Here is a 17,600-nt window from a genome sequence, read left to right as displayed (position 1 = left end):
GGCGTGGATGTGGACCGGCCGACGCCGGTCAACCCGCCTGTTCGACCAGGCTGGCGAGCTCATCCGCATCGAACCCGGCCAGCAGGCGGGCCTCGATATTGAACGGCCCGTGCAGGTAGCCACCGGCATACTCGACCAGCAGTTCCTTGAAACGCGCTCGTGGCTCGACGCCGGCGCGCTCGCAGTACCAGCGGAACCAGCGCGAACCGGCAGCAACATGTGCAACCTCCTCGCGCAGGATCACCTCCAGCACGTCGGCGGTTTCGCCATCGCCGACGTTGCGCAGCTTGTCGATCATGCCCGGCGTCACGTCCAGCCCGCGCGCTTCCAGCACGCGCGGCACCAGCGCCATGCGCGCCAGGCCGTCGTGCGCAGTCTTCTCGCACATTTCCCACAGGCCGTTGTGCGCAGGGAAATCGGCGTACTCATGGCGATGTGCCAGCAGACGCTCGCGCAGCAGCATGAAGTGGCGCGATTCGTCGTCGGCGCAGCTCACCCAGTCGGCATGGAACGCAGCTGGCAGACCGCGGAAGCGATACACCGCGTCCCAGGCCAGGTCGATCGCATTGAGCTCGATATGGGCAATGGCATGGATGAACGCCGCACGCCCTTCCACCCCGCCCAGGCCGCGCCGGGGCACTTCACGCGGATGCACCATCACCAGCTGCGGCGGCCGGCCCGGCATGCGGATCGGATCGGCCGGCGGAGCATCGGCCGGTACGTTCAAGCGGCCGGCGCGGAACGCGGCAGCGTAGGCCTGGGTCAGTGCGACCTTGCGCAGCGGATCGGCTTCGGCCAGGCACTGCTGCGCGGCGCGCAGCAGATTGCCGCCGACGTCAGGCACGTCGATCACCGCATGGACCTCAGGCGCGGCGCTTGTGCTTGGCGTCGTCCGAACGCAGCTGCTGGATGCGTTCGAAGTAGCCCGGCTCGATGCCCGTCGGGTAATGGCCGTTGAAGCACGAGGAATCGAAGTTGCGCAGCGCCGGATTGCCCTCGCTCACCGCCGCTTCCATGTCTTCGATGTCCTGGTAGATCAGCCAGTCACAGCCCAGGTGCGCTTCGATTTCCTCGATGCTGCGGTTGTGCGCGACCAGCTCTTCAGCGGCCGGCATGTCGATGCCGTAGATGTTGGGGTAACGCACCGGCGGCGCGGCGCTGGCCAGGTAGACCTTGCGTGCGCCGGCGTCACGCGCCATCTGCACGATCTGCTGGCTGGTGGTGCCGCGCACGATCGAGTCGTCCACCAGCAGCACCACGCGGTTGCGGAATTCCAGGTGGATCGGGTTGAGCTTGCGGCGCACCGACTTCACCCGTTCGCCCTGGCCCGGCATGATGAACGTGCGGCCGATGTAACGGTTCTTGATGAAGCCTTCGCGGTACTTCACCCCGAGCACGTTGGAGATCTCCAGCGCGGCATCGCGCGAGGTGTCCGGGATCGGGATGATGGTGTCGATGTCGTGGTCCGGGCGCAGGCGCAGGATCTTCTCGCCCAGCTTGATGCCCATGCGCATGCGCGCCTTGTGCACCGACACGTTGTCGATCATCGAATCGGGGCGTGCGAAATACACGTACTCGAAGATGCACGGCGTGTGTTCGGCCGGCTCGGCGCAGATTTCCGAGAACAACTCGCCGCGCGCGGTGATCACCAGTGCTTCGCCCGGCTGCACGTCGCGCACGCGCTGGAAGCCCAGCACGTCCAGCGCGGCCGACTCGGAGGCAACAATGTATTCGTCACCCTCGGCATGGCTGCGCTTGCCCAGCACCAGCGGGCGGATGCCATGCGGATCGCGGAAAGCGACCAGGCCCAGGCCCAGCACCACGCTCACCACCGCATAGCCGCCCTTGCAGCGGCGGTGCACGCCGGCAACCGCGCGGATGGCGGCTTCCGGGCTGAGCTGGCGCTGCTGTTCCAGTTCGTAGGCGAACACGTTCAACAGCACTTCGCTGTCCGAATCGGTATTGACGTTGCGGCGGTCCTGCTCGAACACCTGCTGGCGCAGGTCCTCGGTGTTGATCAGGTTGCCGTTGTGGGCCAGCGCGATGCCGTACGGCGAATTGACGTAGAACGGCTGTGCCTCGTCCATGCCTTCCGAACCGGCGGTCGGATAGCGCACATGGGCGATGCCGACGCTGCCTTCCAGGGTGGACATGGTGCGTGCATCGAAGACATCGCGGACCAGGCCGGTGGCCTTCTGCACCCGCAGGCGGCTGCCGTTGACGGTGGCGATGCCCGCCGCGTCCTGGCCGCGATGCTGGAGGACGGTCAAGCCGTCATACAACTGCCCGGCGACGTTCTGGTTGCCGACGATTCCGACGATGCCACACATGATGCGAGGTCTCCGCTGGGCTGTGCCCAGTTACAAGGAAGGTGGCCGTGCCTGGCCAGAGTTGTCGCCGCGTCTGCGGTCGACATTGGCCGGGTCGTCCGGCTCGATGCTGCCCGGTAGTGCTGGGGCGTCCGGGCGCACTTCGGCCGGATCGTATGCCTCGCCCTGTTCCGCCTTCGCAGGCCGCAGCCATCCGCTGCCCGCCACTATCTGACCGAGTACGCCATTATCGCCTGTCGCCCCCGGCTTGCCCACTCCGGCGCCGGCGCTCTTGCCCAGCTCCATTAACGCAGATGGGGACAGCGCGTCCATCGGCAAGGCCTTGGGCAGCAGGTCGGTGCCCGGCACCTGCCACTGCGGCAGCTTGCTGTTCATCCAGGCCACGGCCGGGTTCAGCACCGGGCGCAGCGCCGAGCCGCGCCAGGAGGGTTCGGCGGTAAGCGGAGTGAAGCCGGCCAGCAACAGCAGCACGGCCGCGATCAGCCCGCCACGCACGGCACCGAGGACCCCGCCCAGCAGGCGGTCCAGGCTGCCCAGCATGTTGCGGTGGACGATGGCCTTGATGACCATGCCGATCACGGCGACCACGACCATCACGCCGATGCCGACGCTGAGGTAGCCGCCGATGAAATGCTCGCCGCCGGGCGCAGCCGGTGCGGCCCACCAGCGTGCGGCGTCATTGCCGAAGGCGAAGGCCGCCCAGGCGGCCACCAGCCACGATACGGTGCCGATGACGATGCCCACGAAGCCGCGCAGCAACCCAAGCAGGGTGGAGGCGGCGATCACGATCAGCAGCACCACGTCGATCATGGCGCCCCGCTCCTTCGGCGGCGCTGGCAACGGGGCTGCGTACAGGTCATGGGTGCGGTCGCACCATGCCGGCCACGCCGACCTTGGCGGCGACCTGCGCCTTCAACTGTTCAGCATCGGCTCGGTTGGCGACCGGTCCGACACGGACACGGTGCAGGCTGCCCTTTTCGGTACGAACCTGCTCAACAAAGGCGCTGAAGCCTGCCGCGCGCACCTTGTCGCGCAGGGCGTTGGCATCGTTGGCCTGGCCGAAGGCGCCGAGCTGTACGGCAAAACCCACTCCGCTGGCGGCCGGTGCGGCCGGCGTGCTCGGCGGCGTGGCCGGCTTGCTGGCGGTCGCTTCGGGCTTGGGCTCGGGCTTCGGTTCCGGCTTGGCCACCGACTTGACCGGCTCCGGCTTGGCGGCCGGCGGCGCTGCTGCGGTCGGCGTACTCGGCGGCAGGCTTTCACTGCGCACCGGGTTGCCGGTCGCCGACGGCGTGGCCGCCGCGACGGGAGTACTGGCGCTCGGCGCGGGCGTCGGCGTGCTTGCCACCGGTGCGCTGGTGGAGGGTTTCGCATCGAGCGTGATGACTTCTGCCTTCACGTCGGCACGCACCTTCACCGCCTGCAGCCGGGCCGCTTCGGCCTGGGCACGGTCGGCATACGGCCCAACGCGAACGCGCCAGGCCGGGCGGCCGTTGATCGATGCGGTCTCGATGAAGCCCGGAAGCTGCGAACGCTTGAGGTAGGCGATCACCGCATCGGCGTCGGCCTGGCTGCCGTAGGCGCCGAACGTCACCGCGTAGTTACCGGCGGCGACGGCTGGCGAAGTGTCCACGGTCGGCGGTGTTGCCGGGGCGGCAGCCTCCTCGACGGGACGGGCCTGGCCACTCTGCAACCCGGTGGCGCCACCGGCCGGTGCGACCAGCGGCAGTTCACGGGTTTCAAACTGGCCATCGGCCGGCGCATCGGGCGCGGAGATCGGCACAGAAGCGACACCGCTGTCCGGGGCCGGGCCCTTGACGAGCATCGGCAGGAAAATGACGGCCAAGGCCACCAGGACGATGGCACCAATCAGACGCTGTTTCAGGGGCGTATCCACGTAGGGCAGGCGGCAGGCTGGACGTTGCGGTCGATTATACGGGTGCGCGACCGCACGGCGTCGGTAATGGCTGAACGGCGGTCAGGCGTGGACCTGCAGCCATTGCAGCGCAGCGGCGGCGGTATGGAAGGAACCGAATACCAGCACCCGGTCGCCGCGCTCGGCGCGGGCCAGCACCTGCGCCATCGCCTGTTCGACCGTGCCGGCCAGCGCCGCAGTGGCTGCCGCGGTATCTGCCAGCCGTGCCTGCAGTTCCGCCGCACTCTGCCCACGCGCGCCATCCAGCCCGGCCAGGGTCCAGTCGCTCACCACCTCCTGCAGGGCCTGCACCACGCCCACGGCGTCCTTGTCCTGCAGCGCGGCGTATACCGCCAGGGTGCGCCCGGGGGATGCCTCGGCCTTCAGCGCGCGCGCCAGCTGGCCGGCTGCCTGCGGGTTGTGGCCGACATCGACGCGAACCTGCACGCCATCGCGCTCGAACGCCTGCAGGCGCCCGGCGATGCGCGCCGCTGCCACGCCTGCGGCCCATGCCGCGCGCGGCACCGGCCTGTCCAGCGCGCGCAGCGCCGCGATCGCCGCACCGGCGTTGGCCAGCTGGATCGGCCCGGCCAGCGTCGGCGTCGGCAGTTCCAGGCGGGTGCCGACATCGCGCCAGCGCCAACGCTGCGCGTCGATCGGTTCGTAGAAATAGTCGCTGCCGCCGCGGATCGCATTGGCACCCACCAGGTAGGCGCGCGCCAGCACGCTCGACGGCGGATCGGTCTCGCCCAGGATCACCGGCTTCCAGCCGCGGATGATGCCGGCCTTCTCGGCACCGATGGCCTCGCGGTCCTCGCCCAGCCATTCGGCGTGATCGATGTCCACGGTGGTGATCACCGCCACGTCGGCGTCGACGATGTTGACCGCATCCAGGCGGCCACCGAGGCCCACTTCCAGCACGGCCAGATCAAGATCGGCATCGGCGAACAACTGCAGCGCGGCCAGCGTTCCGTACTCGAAGTAGGTCAGCGTCACATCACCGCGCGCTGCCTCGACCGTGTTGAACGCGGCCACCAGTGCGGCGTCATCGACATCCTGGCCATCGATGCGCACGCGCTCGTTGTAGCGCAGCAGGTGCGGCGAGGTGTACGCGCCGACCTTCCAGCCCGCAGCACGCGCGATGGCCTCGATGAAGGCGACGGTGGAACCCTTGCCGTTGGTACCACCGACCACGATGGTGTGCCTGGCAGGCGTGCCCAGGCCCATCGCGGTGGCCACGGTGCGCACGCGCTCCAGTCCCATGTCGATGCTGGCTGGATGCTGGCGTTCAATGTAGTCCAGCCATTCGGCCAGAGTGGTCGGGGTGTTCTTCACGGCAAGGCTTCCAACAGGTGCAGGTGGTTCAGGGCAGAAGATTCAGAGTGCGCGGTGCTTGGCTTCACCGAAGAACGGCGTGTGGTGGGCGCAGTCGTTCAGGCGCACCACTTCCAGGCTGTCCAGGTCGGCGCCTTCAAGCAGGTTGAGCGTGGTCGGTGCCTGGCGGAAGGTCCACAGCCGCGACAACGGCAGGCCCAGCACCTTGCACAGGATCACCCGGTTTACTGCATCGTGGGCGACCACCAGCAGGGTGTCGTGTTCGCCAAGGCCTTCGGCGGCGCGGGCCAGGCCGCGCCAGCTGCGCTCCAGCACCAGGCGCAGCGATTCGCCACCGGGCATCAGCACGGTGTCCGGTTCATTGCGCCACGCCTGCAGGCGCGACGGGTCTTTTTCGTTGATTTCGCTGGCCAGCAGGCCTTCCCACTCACCGTGGGCGATTTCCTGCAGCTCCGGCTCGGTCAGCAGCATGTCGGCGCGTGCAGCACCCAGGGCCAGTTGCGCGGTGCGTTGGGCGCGTGATAGCGGCGAGGCCACCGCGCGGGTGATGTCCACCGAAGCCAGGCGGGCGCCAAGCGCCTGGGCCTGGGCCTCACCGATGGGCGAAAGCGGGATGTCGATCTGGCCCTGGTAGCGGCCTTCGGCGTTCCACGGCGTTTCGCCGTGACGGGCAAGCAGGATGCGCATGCGAACAAGGGGTCCTTGGGGGAGGAGTTCCGGCGCATTGTTCACATCCTGTGAAGTGCGCGGAACAGGGATGATACCTGTTCGGCGGACCCGGCCGGTCGGGGCATGAAAAAACCCCGCGACAGACGTCGCGGGGTTTCAGAAACTCCGGCTATCTGGTCGAGGTTGCCGGCCAGCGGCCGGCACTACCGCAACCGGTTCATTTCGCCAGGTTCAGTTCCTTCAGCAGCTGCGGCGCCGGCGCCACTTCCTGCATGATCCACTGCATGTAGCGGCTGTCGACGGCGATCATGCGGGTCATCACCGGGTCGAACACCCAGTTGGAACTGACCGATTCCCAGTTGCCGTCGAAGGCCAGGCCGACCAGCTTGCCGTTGGCATCGAGCACCGGCGAACCGGAGTTGCCGCCGGTGATGTCCAGGTTGGACAGGAAGTTCACCGGTACCGAACCGATCCGCTTGTCTTCCAGACCGCCGTAACGCTTGGCCTTGACCGCATCGAGCAGGGCCTTCGGCGAGTCGAACGGATCCTCACCGGTTTCCTTCGCCGCCACACCTTCCAGGGTGGTGAACGGGGTGTACTTCACGCCGTCCTTGCCATAGCCCATCACGTTGCCGAAGGTGATGCGCAGCGACAGGTTGGCATCGGGATAGACGAACTCGCCCTGGCTCTTCTTGTAGTCGGCCACGGCCTGCAGGTACAGCGGACGAGCGGTCAGCGATTCGCCCTCGCGGATCTTCTTCTGCTCTTCCTGCTTCAGCAGCGCCGGCATGACGGCCACCGCGTACTGGATGGCCGGATCATTGCTGGCTTCAAACGCAACGCGATCGGCCTTGAACCACTTCAGGCGGTTGTCCAGGCTGCCCAGTCCGGTGCCGCCCAGCTTGGTCACCAGCGACTTCACCGCAGTGGCATCGCTGCCGGCCAACCACGTGTTCAGCACCTCGTTGTCGCGCTGGGCGGCTGGCAGGGCCACGTACTGGTCCAGCCAGTAGGTCTGCAGCTGCTGGTCCATCTTCGCCACGTAGCGGCGATCCATCTGCTTCAGGCTGCCCTCGATGGTGGTCAGGTCGCGGTCCTGGTAACCCGCTTCGCGCTCGGCGTCGGGCTTGCTGCGCTCGATCGACAGGCGGTACAGGGTGATGGCCGCGCCCACCGCGGAGGTGTTGTTGAACTGGCCGACGAACAGGTCGCGCTCGCGCGTCGACTTGCTGGTATCCAGGTGCTGCAGCAGCTGCGCGTGTGCAGCCAGTGCCGGCTTGCCGGCAGCGCCCTGCTTCTTCAGCCAGGCCAGCACCGCCGCTTCTTCGGCCTGCTTCTGGCCGGCGGCATCGATGCGCTTGAAGCCTTCCAGCTGGCCCAGGTAGTTCTTGGCCACGTTGTTCATGCTGGCCGCGGTGGCGGCGTACTTCACCTTGACGTCGGCGTCGGCCTTGCCGGCGTCGGCGATCATCTTCAGCACCGCGTTGTAGTGGCGCGCGATGGTCGGGTAGGTGAAGCTGGCGGTCTCGTTGAACTCGCCGGCCAGCGCGTAGCGGTTGGTGCGGCCCGGGTAGCCGGCCACCATCACGAAGTCGTCGGCGCCCAGCGGCGTATCGGCGAACTTCAGGAAGTGCTTGGGCTGGTAGGGCACGTTGTCGGCCGAGAACGCGGCCGGCTTGCCGTCCTTGCCGACGTAGGCACGGTAGAACGAGAAATCACCGGTGTGGCGCGGCCACATCCAGTTGTCAACGTCACCGCCGAACTTGCCGACGCTGCCCGGAGGTGCATAGACCAGGCGCACGTCCTTGATTTCCATGTTGCGGAACAGGCGGTAGGTGTTGCCGCCGGAGAACGAGTACAGGCGGCAGCGGAAGCCGGCATCGGCTTCACACGCGGCGACCTGGGCCTTGTCGAAAGCGTCCAGCGCACGGCTGCGGGCCAGCGGGTCCTTGCCGGCGCCGGCGATGGCCGCCTTGGCCTGGGCAGTGACGTCGGTGATCTGGTCGAGCACGAACACGCGGGCGTTCGGGCCGGCACTCAGTTCATCGCTGAGCTTGGGCGCGTTGAAGCCGTCCTTGATCAGGTTCTTCTGTGCGGTCGAGTTCAGCTGGATCGCACCATAGGCACAGTGGTGGTTGGTGACCACCAGGCCCTGCGGGGAGACGAAGCTGGCGGTGCAGCCGCCCAGCGCGACAACCGCGCCCATCGGGTCGCCGGTCAGGTTGGCCAGCTGTTCCGGGGACAGCTTGAGGCCGGCCTTCTGCAGCGGGCCGGCGATTTCCGGCAGCTGCTGCGGCACCCACATGCCTTCAGCGGCATGGGCGACCTGGACCAGCCCAAGGCTGGCGACGACGGAGAATGCAAGCAGGTTCGAGCGCATGGAGCGGCCCCTGGTAGTGGAACCCTCGATTGTAGCCCGCCGCCCTGCCCCGGCCCGAACCCCGGAAGTCATGGCCCCCGGCCCGCCGGGCATGGCCCGGCGCTACCCGCGCGATTTGCCGGTAGCGCCGGGCATGGCCCGGCGAACGCAGTGGCGCTGTTCGAAACGCCCGCCTGCGCACAGCTTTCGTTCCACCACTGCACCCGCAGCGCAACATGGGAAATCCGCGTGGCGCCCTATAATCCGCGCTTTCCCCCTGATGAGTTCCACCCCAATGGCGCAGCAAACGATGAAGGCCCTGGTCAAGCGCGAAGCGGCCAAGGGCATCTGGATGGAAGAGGTTCCGGTGCCGACCCCGGGCCCCAACCAGGTCCTGATCAAGCTGGAAAAGACCGCGATCTGCGGCACCGACCTGCATATCTACCTGTGGGACGAATGGAGCCAGCGCACGATCAAGCCGGGCCTGACCATCGGCCATGAGTTCGTCGGCCGCATCGCGCAGATCGGCCCGGGCGTAACCGGCTACGAGATCGGCCAGCGCGTGTCGGCCGAAGGCCACATCGTCTGCGGCCACTGCCGCAACTGCCGAGGCGGTCGTCAGCACCTGTGCCCGAACACCGTCGGCATCGGCGTCAACGTCAACGGCGCGTTCGCCGAATACATGGTGATGCCGGCCAGCAACCTGTGGCCGATCCCCGACCAGATCCCCTCCGAGCTGGCCGCCTTCTTCGACCCGTACGGCAATGCCGCGCACTGCGCGCTGGAATTCAACGTCATCGGCGAAGACGTGCTGATCACCGGCGCCGGCCCGATCGGCATCATCGCGGCGGGCATCTGCAAGCACATCGGTGCACGCAACGTGGTGGTGACCGACGTCAACGACTTCCGCCTGAAGCTGGCCGCCGACATGGGCGCCACCCGGGTGGTCAACGTCGCCAACACGTCGCTGAAGGACGTGATGAAGGAACTGCACATGGAGGGCTTCGACGTGGGCCTGGAAATGAGCGGCAACCCGCGCGCGTTCAACGACATGCTCGACTGCATGTACCACGGCGGCAAGATCGCCATGCTCGGCATCATGCCCAAGGGCGCCGGCTGCGACTGGGACAAGATCATCTTCAAGGGCCTGACCGTGCAGGGCATCTACGGCCGCAAGATGTACGAGACCTGGTACAAGATGACCCAGCTGGTGCTGTCCGGCTTCCCGCTCGGCAAGGTGATGACCCACCAGCTGCCGATCGACGACTTCCAGAAGGGCTTCGACCTGATGGAAGAAGGCAAGGCCGGCAAGGTGGTCCTCAGCTGGAATTGACCCTTCGGGTCAATTCCCCCGCAGGTTTCCTTATCCCCGCGCCGTCGGCGCGCCCCCTTGAACAACAAGGGGGCTCTCCCCCAGATGGGATCAAGAACGCTGCGGAATCGAAAAAGGCGCCCAATGGCGCCTTTTTCTTTGGTGTTGCCGGCCAGCGGCCGGCACTACCGGTAACGCCTGCGGCGTTACTTGCCTACGGCCACGCTCAGCATCACCCGGCTGTGGGCCAGCTTGCCGGAGTTGTCGCGGCCGTTGCCATCGGTGCCGTAGTAACCCAGGCCGACATTGAACAGGCCGAACTGGCGGGCGACGCCGACGTTCCAGTCGGTGTAGTCCTTGGCGATACCGTCCTCGAAGGTGCTGCGGCCGACGTTGGCGTTGAGCGTGAAGTCCTTCGGCAGGCCCCAGCTGCCACCCAGGCCGAAGTACCAGCCGTCGGTGCTGCTGTTCCACACATCGTTGCTGTAGGCCACCGTCAGCTTGTAGGTGTCGTCCAGCGTGGTGGTGGTGATCAGCTCGTTGTAGTTCTGGTGGCTGGCCTTGAGGTAGGTGTAACGGTTCAACAGCACGTCGAAGTTGACGCGCTCGGTCACGTCCACGCCGTAGCCGATAAGGTAGTCGACCTCGGTATTCGGATCGCCCGGACCGAAGTCCACGCCCGAACCCCAGACACCGGCATACAGGCCAACCGGGCTGGTGTAGGTGAAGCCGGCCTGCAGGGTCGGATCCTCATCGGTCTGCGACACACCACGGAACAGGTAGTCCGAGACGGCGGTGACGTTCCAGCTGTACGGAGATTCGTTGTCCTGGGCGCTGGCGGCGAACGGCGCGAGGGTCAGGGCGGCGGCAATGGCGAGGCAGGCACGGGCGTGCTTCATGAGCGTCTCCGGTGGGGTCGGTGGCGTGGAAGGCGGGGATCTGCAGCGGGCGCAGCAACCGGAGCCAGACAGCCCCGGTTCACGAATTTTTAACCCGTTTACTATTGCGATGCAACATGTGCCGGCCATGGCGGTGCCCCATCCGGCCCGGTCCGCAGCCGTCGATGCCCGGTAGAATCAGCGGTTTCCCCGTGCTGAGCCGTGCCCACGCCATGACCGACTCCTCCGCCCTGACCCGCCACTATGCTGAGGAACTGGACGCCATCCGCGCCCAGGGCCTGTTCAAGTCCGAGCGGATCATCACCAGCCCGCAGTCCGCCGAGATCACCCTGGAAGACGGCCGAAAGGTGCTGAACTTCTGTGCCAACAACTACCTCGGCCTGGCCGACCATCCTGACCTGATCCAGGCCGCGAAGGACGCGCTGGACAGCCACGGTTTCGGCATGGCGTCGGTGCGCTTCATCTGCGGCACCCAGGACCTGCACAAGCAGCTGGAGAAGCAGATCGCCGACTTCTTCGGCAAGCAGGACACCATCCTGTACGCGGCCTGCTTCGACGCCAACGGCGGCCTGTTCGAACCGCTGCTGGGCGAGAACGACGCGATCATTTCCGATGCACTGAACCATGCCTCAATCATCGACGGCGTGCGCCTGTGCAAGGCCAAGCGCTTCCGCTACGCCAACTGCGACATGGCCGATCTGGAAGCGCAGCTGCAGGCCGCCGATGCGGCCGGCTGCAAGACCAAGCTGATCACCACCGACGGCGTGTTCTCGATGGACGGCTTCATCGCGCCGCTGGACGAGATCACCGCGCTGGCGAAGAGGTACAACGCGCTGGTCCACATCGACGAATGCCATGCCACCGGCTTCCTCGGCGCGACGGGCCGCGGCTCGGCCGAGGTCAAGGGCGTGCTGGAGAAGATCGACATCATCACCGGCACCCTGGGCAAGGCCATGGGCGGCGCGCTGGGTGGCTTCACCTGCGCCAGCGCCGAAGTGATCGAGCTGCTGCGCCAGCGCTCGCGCCCGTACCTGTTCTCCAACTCGCTGCCGCCGCACGTGGTCGCCGCCGGCATCAAGGCGTTCGAGATGCTGGCCGCGGCCGATGACCTGCGCAGCACCCTGGCCGCCAACACCACCTACTTCCGCGAGAAGATGACCGCTGCCGGCTTTGACGTGAAGCCCGGCGTGCATCCGATCAGCCCGGTGATGCTGTACGACGCACCGCTGGCGCAGAAATTCGCCGAGCGGCTGCTGGAAGAAGGCATCTATGCGATCGGCTTCTTCTTCCCGGTGGTGCCCAAGGGCCAGGCCCGCATCCGCACCCAGATCAGTGCCGCGCACAGCCGCGAGCACCTGGACCGCGCGATCGATGCATTCACCCGCATCGGTGTCGAGCTGGGCGTGATCAAGGGCTGATCACCCACGGATAACGCCGGGCCATGCCCGGCGGTTTCCCGAAAGCCGCGCCATGCGCTCGCCGGGCACGGCCCGGCGCTACCCATCAGGGCGTGCCGACCAAGGTCGGCACCTGCCAGGCCTTACTTCTTCTTTTTCTTCTTGTCCTTGGGCTCGTCCTTGCTGGCGACCACCACCGGCTTGGCGGCAGCGTCCTGCCCGTTGCCCTTGGCAACGCGGATGCCATTGGCTTTCATCCAGGCATCGAACTGGTCGGCGGTCATCTTCTGGTCGCCGTTGCTCATCATGAAGCGATAGCTGCCGCGGCCATCCAGCTCCGGGGTCTTTACTTCAACCACCGGGGTTTCGGCGGGGTGATCGGCCTTGGCCGCCTTCTTGTGGCCGCCGCAGGCCGTCAACAGCACGATCGGCAACAACAGGCTGGCACAGCGCAGGGTTTGCTTGAGGGTCGGGTGATACATGGCAGGCTCCGTTCTGGACATTCGACAACCAGGCGCCCCCTACGCCTGGAACGGTGGCCGGCAAGCGCCGGCCGTGGGCATCACTCAGCCCGGTGCAGCGGCCCCCAGCCGCTGCTGGTCGCTGACCTCCAGCGCCCGCCACTGGCCCTTGCCGAGATCGCCGAGCGTGAGCTCTCCGATCGCAACGCGGACCAGGCGCAGCACCTGCAGGTCGAAGGCCGCCAGCAGGCGACGGATATGGCGGTTGCGGCCCTCCTCGAGGACCACCTCCAGCCAGGCGGTCTTGTCGCCGCTGCGCAGCACGCGCACGGCCAAGGCAAGCAGGAACTCGCCCTCGTCTTCGACACCGGCGCGCAGCGCGGCCAGGGTGTCCTCGTCGGGCAGGCGATCCACCTGCACGTGGTAGGTCTTGTGCGGGCCGGTCTGCGGATCAGTCAGGCGCGCAGCCCACTGCGGATCATTGCTGAACAGCAACAGGCCTTCACTGGCCTTGTCCAGGCGACCGACCGGCGCGATCCACGGCAGGCCGGCACCATCGAAGCAGCGGTACACGGTGTCGCGGCCACGCTCATCCTGCACGGTGGTGACCACCCCGCGCGGTTTGTTGAGCATCAGGTACAGACGTTGCGGTGCGCCCATCGGCTGGCCGTCGACCTCGATCGGTGGCGCCGGGCTGGCAATCGGGAATTCCGGATCACGGACGATGCGCCCGGCGACACGAACGCGGCCATCAGCGATCCAGCGCGCGGCCTCGCTGCGCGAGCACACACCCGCCTTGGACAGCACGCGCGCCAGGCCATGGCGCACGCCAGCGGAAACCGCAGGGGGATTCGCACGCCCACGCGCAGCGTGGGAGCGGGCAGCGGGGGCGGCAGGTGGGCGGCGCGTGCGCAAGCCTCTGCTCCCCGCCGCGCTTACTTCTTGTCGACCGGCTTGGTCTCAGCCGGCACTTCGGCTGCGGCCGGGGTGGCTGCCGGAACCGGACGCGCCTTGACCACGCGTACGCCGCGCGCCTTCATCCAGGCGTCGAACTCTTCGGCGGTCATGCGCTTGCCGTTCTGGCTCATGTCAAAGCGCCACGGCGTGTTGTCGAACTCGGTCTGCGGCTTGTACGCGGCCGGATCATTCGGCTTCACCGCCGGCGCACTCGGAATCGCCTTGGCGATGTTCTGGCAGCCATCGATGCGCAAGCGCTGCAGCACCTGGTCCAGCGACTGCGACGGATCGTAGCTGCTGCCCAGCACGCCGCTGGACATGCCCAGCTGGCTGCTGCGGATGTACAGCTCGTCGGCCACCGGGGCGACGGCCGTGGCCGGCAACGGCAGCGGCGAAGCGCTGGTGTTGACCGAGCAATCGACCGCAGCGTGAGCAGCAGGAACCAGGGCCAGCGCCAGAACGGCAGCCGATGCAGAGCGCAGCATGAGGGCATCCACGAAAGGAAGTGACGCGGCGAGTTTAGCAATGCCGCGTCATCTTTCAAGCGCCACTTTCAATGAATACGGCAACTCATTGGTTTAATAAGCAAATTGCCGACGAACGGTCACCATTCCAGCGCTGATTCATCATTGCGGACCGCACAAACAACAAGACCCGGCCGAAGCCGGGTCCTGCTGTGTCTTACTGGCAGAGCGTCAGAACTTAGTTCTGGACGTTCAGCTCGGTACGACGGTTCTTGGCGCGACCTTCCGGATTGTCCGAACCATCCGGGTTGGTGTTCGGCGCAATCGGACGGCTCTCGCCGTAGCCGATCGGACCGGCCAGACGGCCAGCGTCGACGCCGTTCTTGGTCAGGTAGTTGTACACCGCGGTAGCACGACGCTCCGACAGCTTCTGGTTGTAAGCGTCGGTACCCTTCGAGTCGGTGTGACCGGCAACTTCAACGCGCAGATCCGGGTAACGCTTCAGGATCTCGGTGGCTTCGCTCAGGATGGCCACAGCGTCCGGACGCAGGTTCGACTTGTCGAAGTCGAAGTTCACGCCCTTCAGGTCGATCGAGACCGGCACCGGGCAACCGTCCGGACCGATGGTCTGACCCGGCTGCGAGTTCGGGCACTTGTCGTCGCAGTTGTTGACGCCGTCACCGTCGTCATCCAGGTCGGCGCAGCTCGGGGCAACCGGAGCCGGAGCCGGAGCAGCAGCCACCGGGGCCGGGCCCAGCGGAATCACGACGCCGACCGAAGCCAGCACGTCGCCGAACCAGCTTTCGTCGCGCGCGGCGATGCTCTGGTCGTCGAAGTCAGCGCGGTAGGCCACTTCGGCGCGGACAGCAACGCGCTTGTCGAAGGTGGTCTGCAGGCCGACGCCGAGCTTGGCAGCCAGGTTGCCGTCCTTGCGCTCACGCGGACCGTTGGTGTCCAGAGCCGGGTACTCTTCTTCCGACTTCTGGTAGCCCAGGCCGCCCACGATGTAGGGGTTCCAGCCGCGGCCTTCCTTGATGAAGTGGCGACGCAGATCGAACGACACGCCGTACTGCGACCAGTTCTGATCCTGGTTGGCGTCGAAGTTCGGGTTCTGGTAGTTCAGCTCACCATCCAGCGACCAGTTCGGGCTGATGAACTTGCCCAGACCCAGGGTCACGAACGGAGCGTCGTTGGTCAGGCGGTCGTTGTCCTGGAAGTTGAAGCCGGCCGAACCGGTCAGGTACCAGCGGTCATCGAACTCCTGCGCCGACGCAGCCTGGGCGAAAGCCAGACCGCCCAGCAGCGCGGCAGTAAGGATCTTCTTGTTCATTGAGTACAGCTCCTATTTCGGGGGTATGAAACCGGTAGAGGCATGGGCCAGCACTACTGCGTCGATGTTCAGACAGCCGATTCAGCACGCCACCGCCGCGAACATTATGCTCAGGCGGGTGAAGGTCATGTTAACAGTCCCGTAACATGTGAAGCGCCGCGCACGACCGGCCACCGGTCCGACGTTGAAACCCTATACAGGATGATGAAAATCCGCAAGACCCACGCACCACAAGGGTTTGGAAGGGTTTAACGGCCAGATGCGTCAGATTTGGCGCGGGTTATCCCAAAGCGGTTCAGCGCGCGCCCATCGAGGTGAGGAACCTTATGATGCAGACAGGAACCGAGCTGGAGCTGCAATGAAAGCCGTCGCCCTGTGCCGTGACTCCGCCCCTACCCTGCGCGACCTGGTGTTGCCACCGCCGCAGCCGCCGCGTGGCCGTGACCTGCTGATCCGTGTCGAAGCACTTTCCGTCAATCCCGTCGACGGGAAGCTGCGTGCAGCCACGCCGGCCGCGTCGCTGGATACCCCGCGCATTCTCGGCTGGGACGCGGCAGGGGTGGTCGAAGCGATGGGCGAGGAGGCCAGCCTGTTCGCCTCCGGTGACGAGGTCTACTACGCAGGAGATGTCACCCGCCCTGGCTGCAATGCGCAGTACCAGCTGGTGGATGAGCGGCTGGTGGCACGCAAACCGACCACCCTCGATTTCGCCGAAGCGGCCGCGCTGCCACTGACCACCCTTACTGCCTGGGAACTGCTGTTCCAGCGCATGCCCCTGCAGCTTGATGATCGCCGCCACGCCGGCCAGCGCCTGCTGGTGATCGGTGGTGCCGGCGGCGTCGGCTCGATGGCGATCCAGCTGGCCCACCACGCGGGGTTTGAGGTCATTGCCACCGCCTCGCGTGAAGCCTCGATCGACTGGTGCCGGCGGATGGGCGCCCAGCATGTCATCGACCATCGCCAGCCCCTGTTGCCGCAGCTGCAGGCGCTTGGCGTCGACGAAGTGCAGGTGGCACTCAACCTGGCCGACACCGATCACTACTGGGACGAACTTGGCCAGCTGCTGGCACCACAGGGACATGTAGGCCTGATCGTGGAACCCCGCGGCCCGCTGCGCATCGGCGATCCCTACAAGGCCAAGTGCATCGGCATCCATTGGGAATTCATGTTCGCCCGCGCGCGCTTTGCCACCGCCGACCGCATTGAGCAGCACCGCATCCTCAACCGCGCCGCCAGCATGATCGACGCGGGCCAGTTGCGCGGCACGCTGAGCGAAGTGCTGGGCCCGATCAATGCGGCCAACCTGGATGCCGCGCATCAACGTCTGGCCGGCGGCCGCACCATCGGCAAGCTGGCGCTGGCCGGCTGGGACGACTGATTCACCCCCACAGCCTGTCGCAGTGGATTGGCCGGCATCTGTATCTATTGAACGGCCTGTTTCGGGGATAGGGTGGAAACAGATCCTCCTCCCCCCGAGCCTGTCATGCCCACCGCCCTGCCCCTGCGCCTGCTGCAACTGATCATCGGCCTGTTCCTTTACGGCTTCGGCGCCGCGCTGATGATCCGCGCCGCCATCGGTGTCGCGCCGTGGGACGTGCTGTCGCAGGGCATCGCCGCGCAAACGCCGTTGTCGTTCGGCCTGGCCACCAACGTGATCGGCGCGCTGGTACTGCTGCTGTGGTGGCCGCTGCGGCAGAAGCCAGGTGTCGGTACCGTGCTCAACGTGATGCTGATCGGTCCTTCGGCGCAGTTCGGACTGTGGCTGCTGCCCCCGGCCGTCGGTCTCGGCTGGCAGGTGGCGATGTTCTGCGCCGGCATGCTGCTGGTGGCGCTGGCCACCGGCCTGTACATCGGCGCCAAGCTCGGCCCTGGCCCGCGCGATGGCCTGATGACCGGACTGCACGCGCGCACCGGCTGGCCAATCTGGAAGGTGCGCAGCCTGATCGAAGGCAGCGTGCTGCTGCTGGGGTGGTGGCTGGGCGGCAATGTCGGCGTCGGCACGCTCGCCTTCGCGTTGCTGATCGGACCGTTGTGCGGGGTCACGCTTGGCTGGTTCGGGATCGGCCGCGCACCGGTAGTGCCGGCCGCTGGCCGGCAACCGCAATCGCCCTGAGCTGACCGGTAGGCCGGGCATGGCCCGGCGCCACCGAGCGAGGCAGCCCTTGCCCCGGGCGC

General features: G+C 66.7%; 16 protein-coding genes. 4 read left to right on the top strand and 12 right to left on the bottom strand.

Annotation, left to right across the window (positions count from 1 at the left end; genetic code table 11):
- Positions 1-28 precede the first annotated feature (28 nt).
- The 7 genes from J2X70_RS13055 to J2X70_RS13025 form a co-directional block, all read right to left on the bottom strand.
- The gene (locus tag J2X70_RS13055) at positions 29-853 is read right to left on the bottom strand and encodes a ferritin-like domain-containing protein (protein WP_309910668.1); all 825 of its coding nucleotides are present in this window, start codon (positions 851-853) and stop codon (positions 29-31) included.
- 10 nt (positions 854-863) lie between these two features.
- Entirely contained in the window at positions 864-2,330 is a 1,467-nt protein-coding gene (gene purF / locus J2X70_RS13050; RefSeq protein ID WP_025878104.1) for an amidophosphoribosyltransferase, read from the bottom strand.
- A gap of 30 nt (positions 2,331-2,360) precedes the next feature.
- On the bottom strand, positions 2,361-3,140 hold the full coding sequence (locus J2X70_RS13045; protein WP_025878103.1) for a CvpA family protein: 780 nt from the start codon (positions 3,138-3,140) through the stop codon (positions 2,361-2,363).
- A 46-nt stretch (positions 3,141-3,186) separates the two neighbouring features.
- The gene (locus tag J2X70_RS13040) at positions 3,187-4,224 is read right to left on the bottom strand and encodes an SPOR domain-containing protein (RefSeq protein WP_309910666.1); all 1,038 of its coding nucleotides are present in this window, start codon (positions 4,222-4,224) and stop codon (positions 3,187-3,189) included.
- An 81-nt stretch (positions 4,225-4,305) separates the two neighbouring features.
- On the bottom strand, positions 4,306-5,577 hold the full coding sequence (folC, locus tag J2X70_RS13035) for a bifunctional tetrahydrofolate synthase/dihydrofolate synthase (RefSeq protein WP_025878101.1): 1,272 nt from the start codon (positions 5,575-5,577) through the stop codon (positions 4,306-4,308).
- A 42-nt stretch (positions 5,578-5,619) separates the two neighbouring features.
- On the bottom strand, positions 5,620-6,264 hold the full coding sequence (locus J2X70_RS13030; protein ID WP_025878100.1) for a histidine phosphatase family protein: 645 nt from the start codon (positions 6,262-6,264) through the stop codon (positions 5,620-5,622).
- A 199-nt stretch (positions 6,265-6,463) separates the two neighbouring features.
- Positions 6,464-8,626: a S46 family peptidase gene (locus tag J2X70_RS13025; RefSeq protein WP_309910663.1), complete on the bottom strand. Its 2,163-nt coding sequence runs from the start codon at positions 8,624-8,626 to the stop codon at positions 6,464-6,466.
- A gap of 289 nt (positions 8,627-8,915) precedes the next feature.
- Between J2X70_RS13025 and tdh the strand changes: the two genes are divergently transcribed.
- A complete protein-coding gene (gene tdh, locus J2X70_RS13020) occupies positions 8,916-9,938 on the top strand; it encodes an L-threonine 3-dehydrogenase (protein WP_309910660.1) in 1,023 nt (340 codons plus the stop codon).
- A gap of 185 nt (positions 9,939-10,123) precedes the next feature.
- Here tdh and J2X70_RS13015 read toward each other — a convergent pair whose 3' ends face one another.
- Positions 10,124-10,816 carry a TorF family putative porin gene (locus J2X70_RS13015; RefSeq protein WP_025878097.1) on the bottom strand — a complete coding sequence of 231 codons (693 nt, stop codon included), beginning with the start codon at positions 10,814-10,816 and terminating at the stop codon, positions 10,124-10,126.
- Positions 10,817-11,028: 212 nt separating this feature from the next.
- On the opposite strand from J2X70_RS13015, the gene kbl reads away from it, so the two are divergent.
- Complete coding sequence (gene kbl, locus J2X70_RS13010; protein WP_309910658.1) at positions 11,029-12,234, top strand: glycine C-acetyltransferase; 1,206 nt, start codon at positions 11,029-11,031, stop codon at positions 12,232-12,234.
- A 122-nt stretch (positions 12,235-12,356) separates the two neighbouring features.
- On the opposite strand, the gene J2X70_RS13005 is transcribed toward kbl, so the two are convergent.
- The 4 genes from J2X70_RS13005 to J2X70_RS12990 all read right to left on the bottom strand — a co-directional run bounded on the left by J2X70_RS13005 (position 12,357) and on the right by J2X70_RS12990 (position 15,425).
- Positions 12,357-12,695 (bottom strand): hypothetical protein, encoded by a 339-nt coding sequence (locus tag J2X70_RS13005; RefSeq protein WP_309910656.1) that lies wholly within the window; start codon positions 12,693-12,695, stop codon positions 12,357-12,359.
- Positions 12,696-12,779: 84 nt separating this feature from the next.
- Complete coding sequence (locus J2X70_RS13000) at positions 12,780-13,589, bottom strand: pseudouridine synthase (protein ID WP_309910654.1); 810 nt, start codon at positions 13,587-13,589, stop codon at positions 12,780-12,782.
- Between the two features lie 20 nt (positions 13,590-13,609).
- Entirely contained in the window at positions 13,610-14,116 is a 507-nt protein-coding gene (locus tag J2X70_RS12995; protein ID WP_025878093.1) for a hypothetical protein, read from the bottom strand.
- Between the two features lie 217 nt (positions 14,117-14,333).
- Positions 14,334-15,425: an OmpA family protein gene (locus J2X70_RS12990; RefSeq protein ID WP_025878092.1), complete on the bottom strand. Its 1,092-nt coding sequence runs from the start codon at positions 15,423-15,425 to the stop codon at positions 14,334-14,336.
- Between the two features lie 358 nt (positions 15,426-15,783).
- Here J2X70_RS12990 and J2X70_RS12985 point away from each other — a divergent pair, with 358 nt between their 5' ends.
- Together J2X70_RS12985 and J2X70_RS12980 are read left to right on the top strand one after the other, a co-directional pair.
- Positions 15,784-16,803 (top strand): zinc-binding alcohol dehydrogenase family protein, encoded by a 1,020-nt coding sequence (locus J2X70_RS12985; protein ID WP_309910651.1) that lies wholly within the window; start codon positions 15,784-15,786, stop codon positions 16,801-16,803.
- A 105-nt stretch (positions 16,804-16,908) separates the two neighbouring features.
- Positions 16,909-17,538 carry a hypothetical protein gene (locus tag J2X70_RS12980; RefSeq protein ID WP_309910648.1) on the top strand — a complete coding sequence of 210 codons (630 nt, stop codon included), beginning with the start codon at positions 16,909-16,911 and terminating at the stop codon, positions 17,536-17,538.
- The last annotated feature ends 62 nt before the right edge of the window (positions 17,539-17,600 follow it).

Origin of the sequence: Stenotrophomonas sp. 1337, from assembly GCF_031455455.1 — a bacterium.
Lineage (GTDB): Bacteria > Pseudomonadota > Gammaproteobacteria > Xanthomonadales > Xanthomonadaceae > Stenotrophomonas > Stenotrophomonas indicatrix.
This window is presented reverse-complemented; position numbering and strand designations above follow the sequence as displayed.

What these genes read in the sequence shown, in the direction of transcription:
- J2X70_RS13015 (WP_025878097.1), bottom strand. Translation starts at nt 10,816, where the DNA reads ATGAAGCACGCCCGTGCCTGCCTCGCCATTGCCGCCGCCCTGACCCTC.
- J2X70_RS12980 (WP_309910648.1), top strand. Translation starts at nt 16,909, where the DNA reads ATGCCCACCGCCCTGCCCCTGCGCCTGCTGCAACTGATCATCGGCCTG.
- J2X70_RS13045 (WP_025878103.1), bottom strand. Translation starts at nt 3,140, where the DNA reads ATGATCGACGTGGTGCTGCTGATCGTGATCGCCGCCTCCACCCTGCTT.
- purF (WP_025878104.1), bottom strand. Translation starts at nt 2,330, where the DNA reads ATGTGTGGCATCGTCGGAATCGTCGGCAACCAGAACGTCGCCGGGCAG.
- J2X70_RS13030 (WP_025878100.1), bottom strand. Translation starts at nt 6,264, where the DNA reads ATGCGCATCCTGCTTGCCCGTCACGGCGAAACGCCGTGGAACGCCGAA.
- J2X70_RS12990 (WP_025878092.1), bottom strand. Translation starts at nt 15,425, where the DNA reads ATGAACAAGAAGATCCTTACTGCCGCGCTGCTGGGCGGTCTGGCTTTC.
- J2X70_RS12985 (WP_309910651.1), top strand. Translation starts at nt 15,784, where the DNA reads ATGAAAGCCGTCGCCCTGTGCCGTGACTCCGCCCCTACCCTGCGCGAC.
- J2X70_RS12995 (WP_025878093.1), bottom strand. Translation starts at nt 14,116, where the DNA reads ATGCTGCGCTCTGCATCGGCTGCCGTTCTGGCGCTGGCCCTGGTTCCT.
- J2X70_RS13005 (WP_309910656.1), bottom strand. Translation starts at nt 12,695, where the DNA reads ATGTATCACCCGACCCTCAAGCAAACCCTGCGCTGTGCCAGCCTGTTG.
- tdh (WP_309910660.1), top strand. Translation starts at nt 8,916, where the DNA reads ATGAAGGCCCTGGTCAAGCGCGAAGCGGCCAAGGGCATCTGGATGGAA.
- kbl (WP_309910658.1), top strand. Translation starts at nt 11,029, where the DNA reads ATGACCGACTCCTCCGCCCTGACCCGCCACTATGCTGAGGAACTGGAC.
- J2X70_RS13025 (WP_309910663.1), bottom strand. Translation starts at nt 8,626, where the DNA reads ATGCGCTCGAACCTGCTTGCATTCTCCGTCGTCGCCAGCCTTGGGCTG.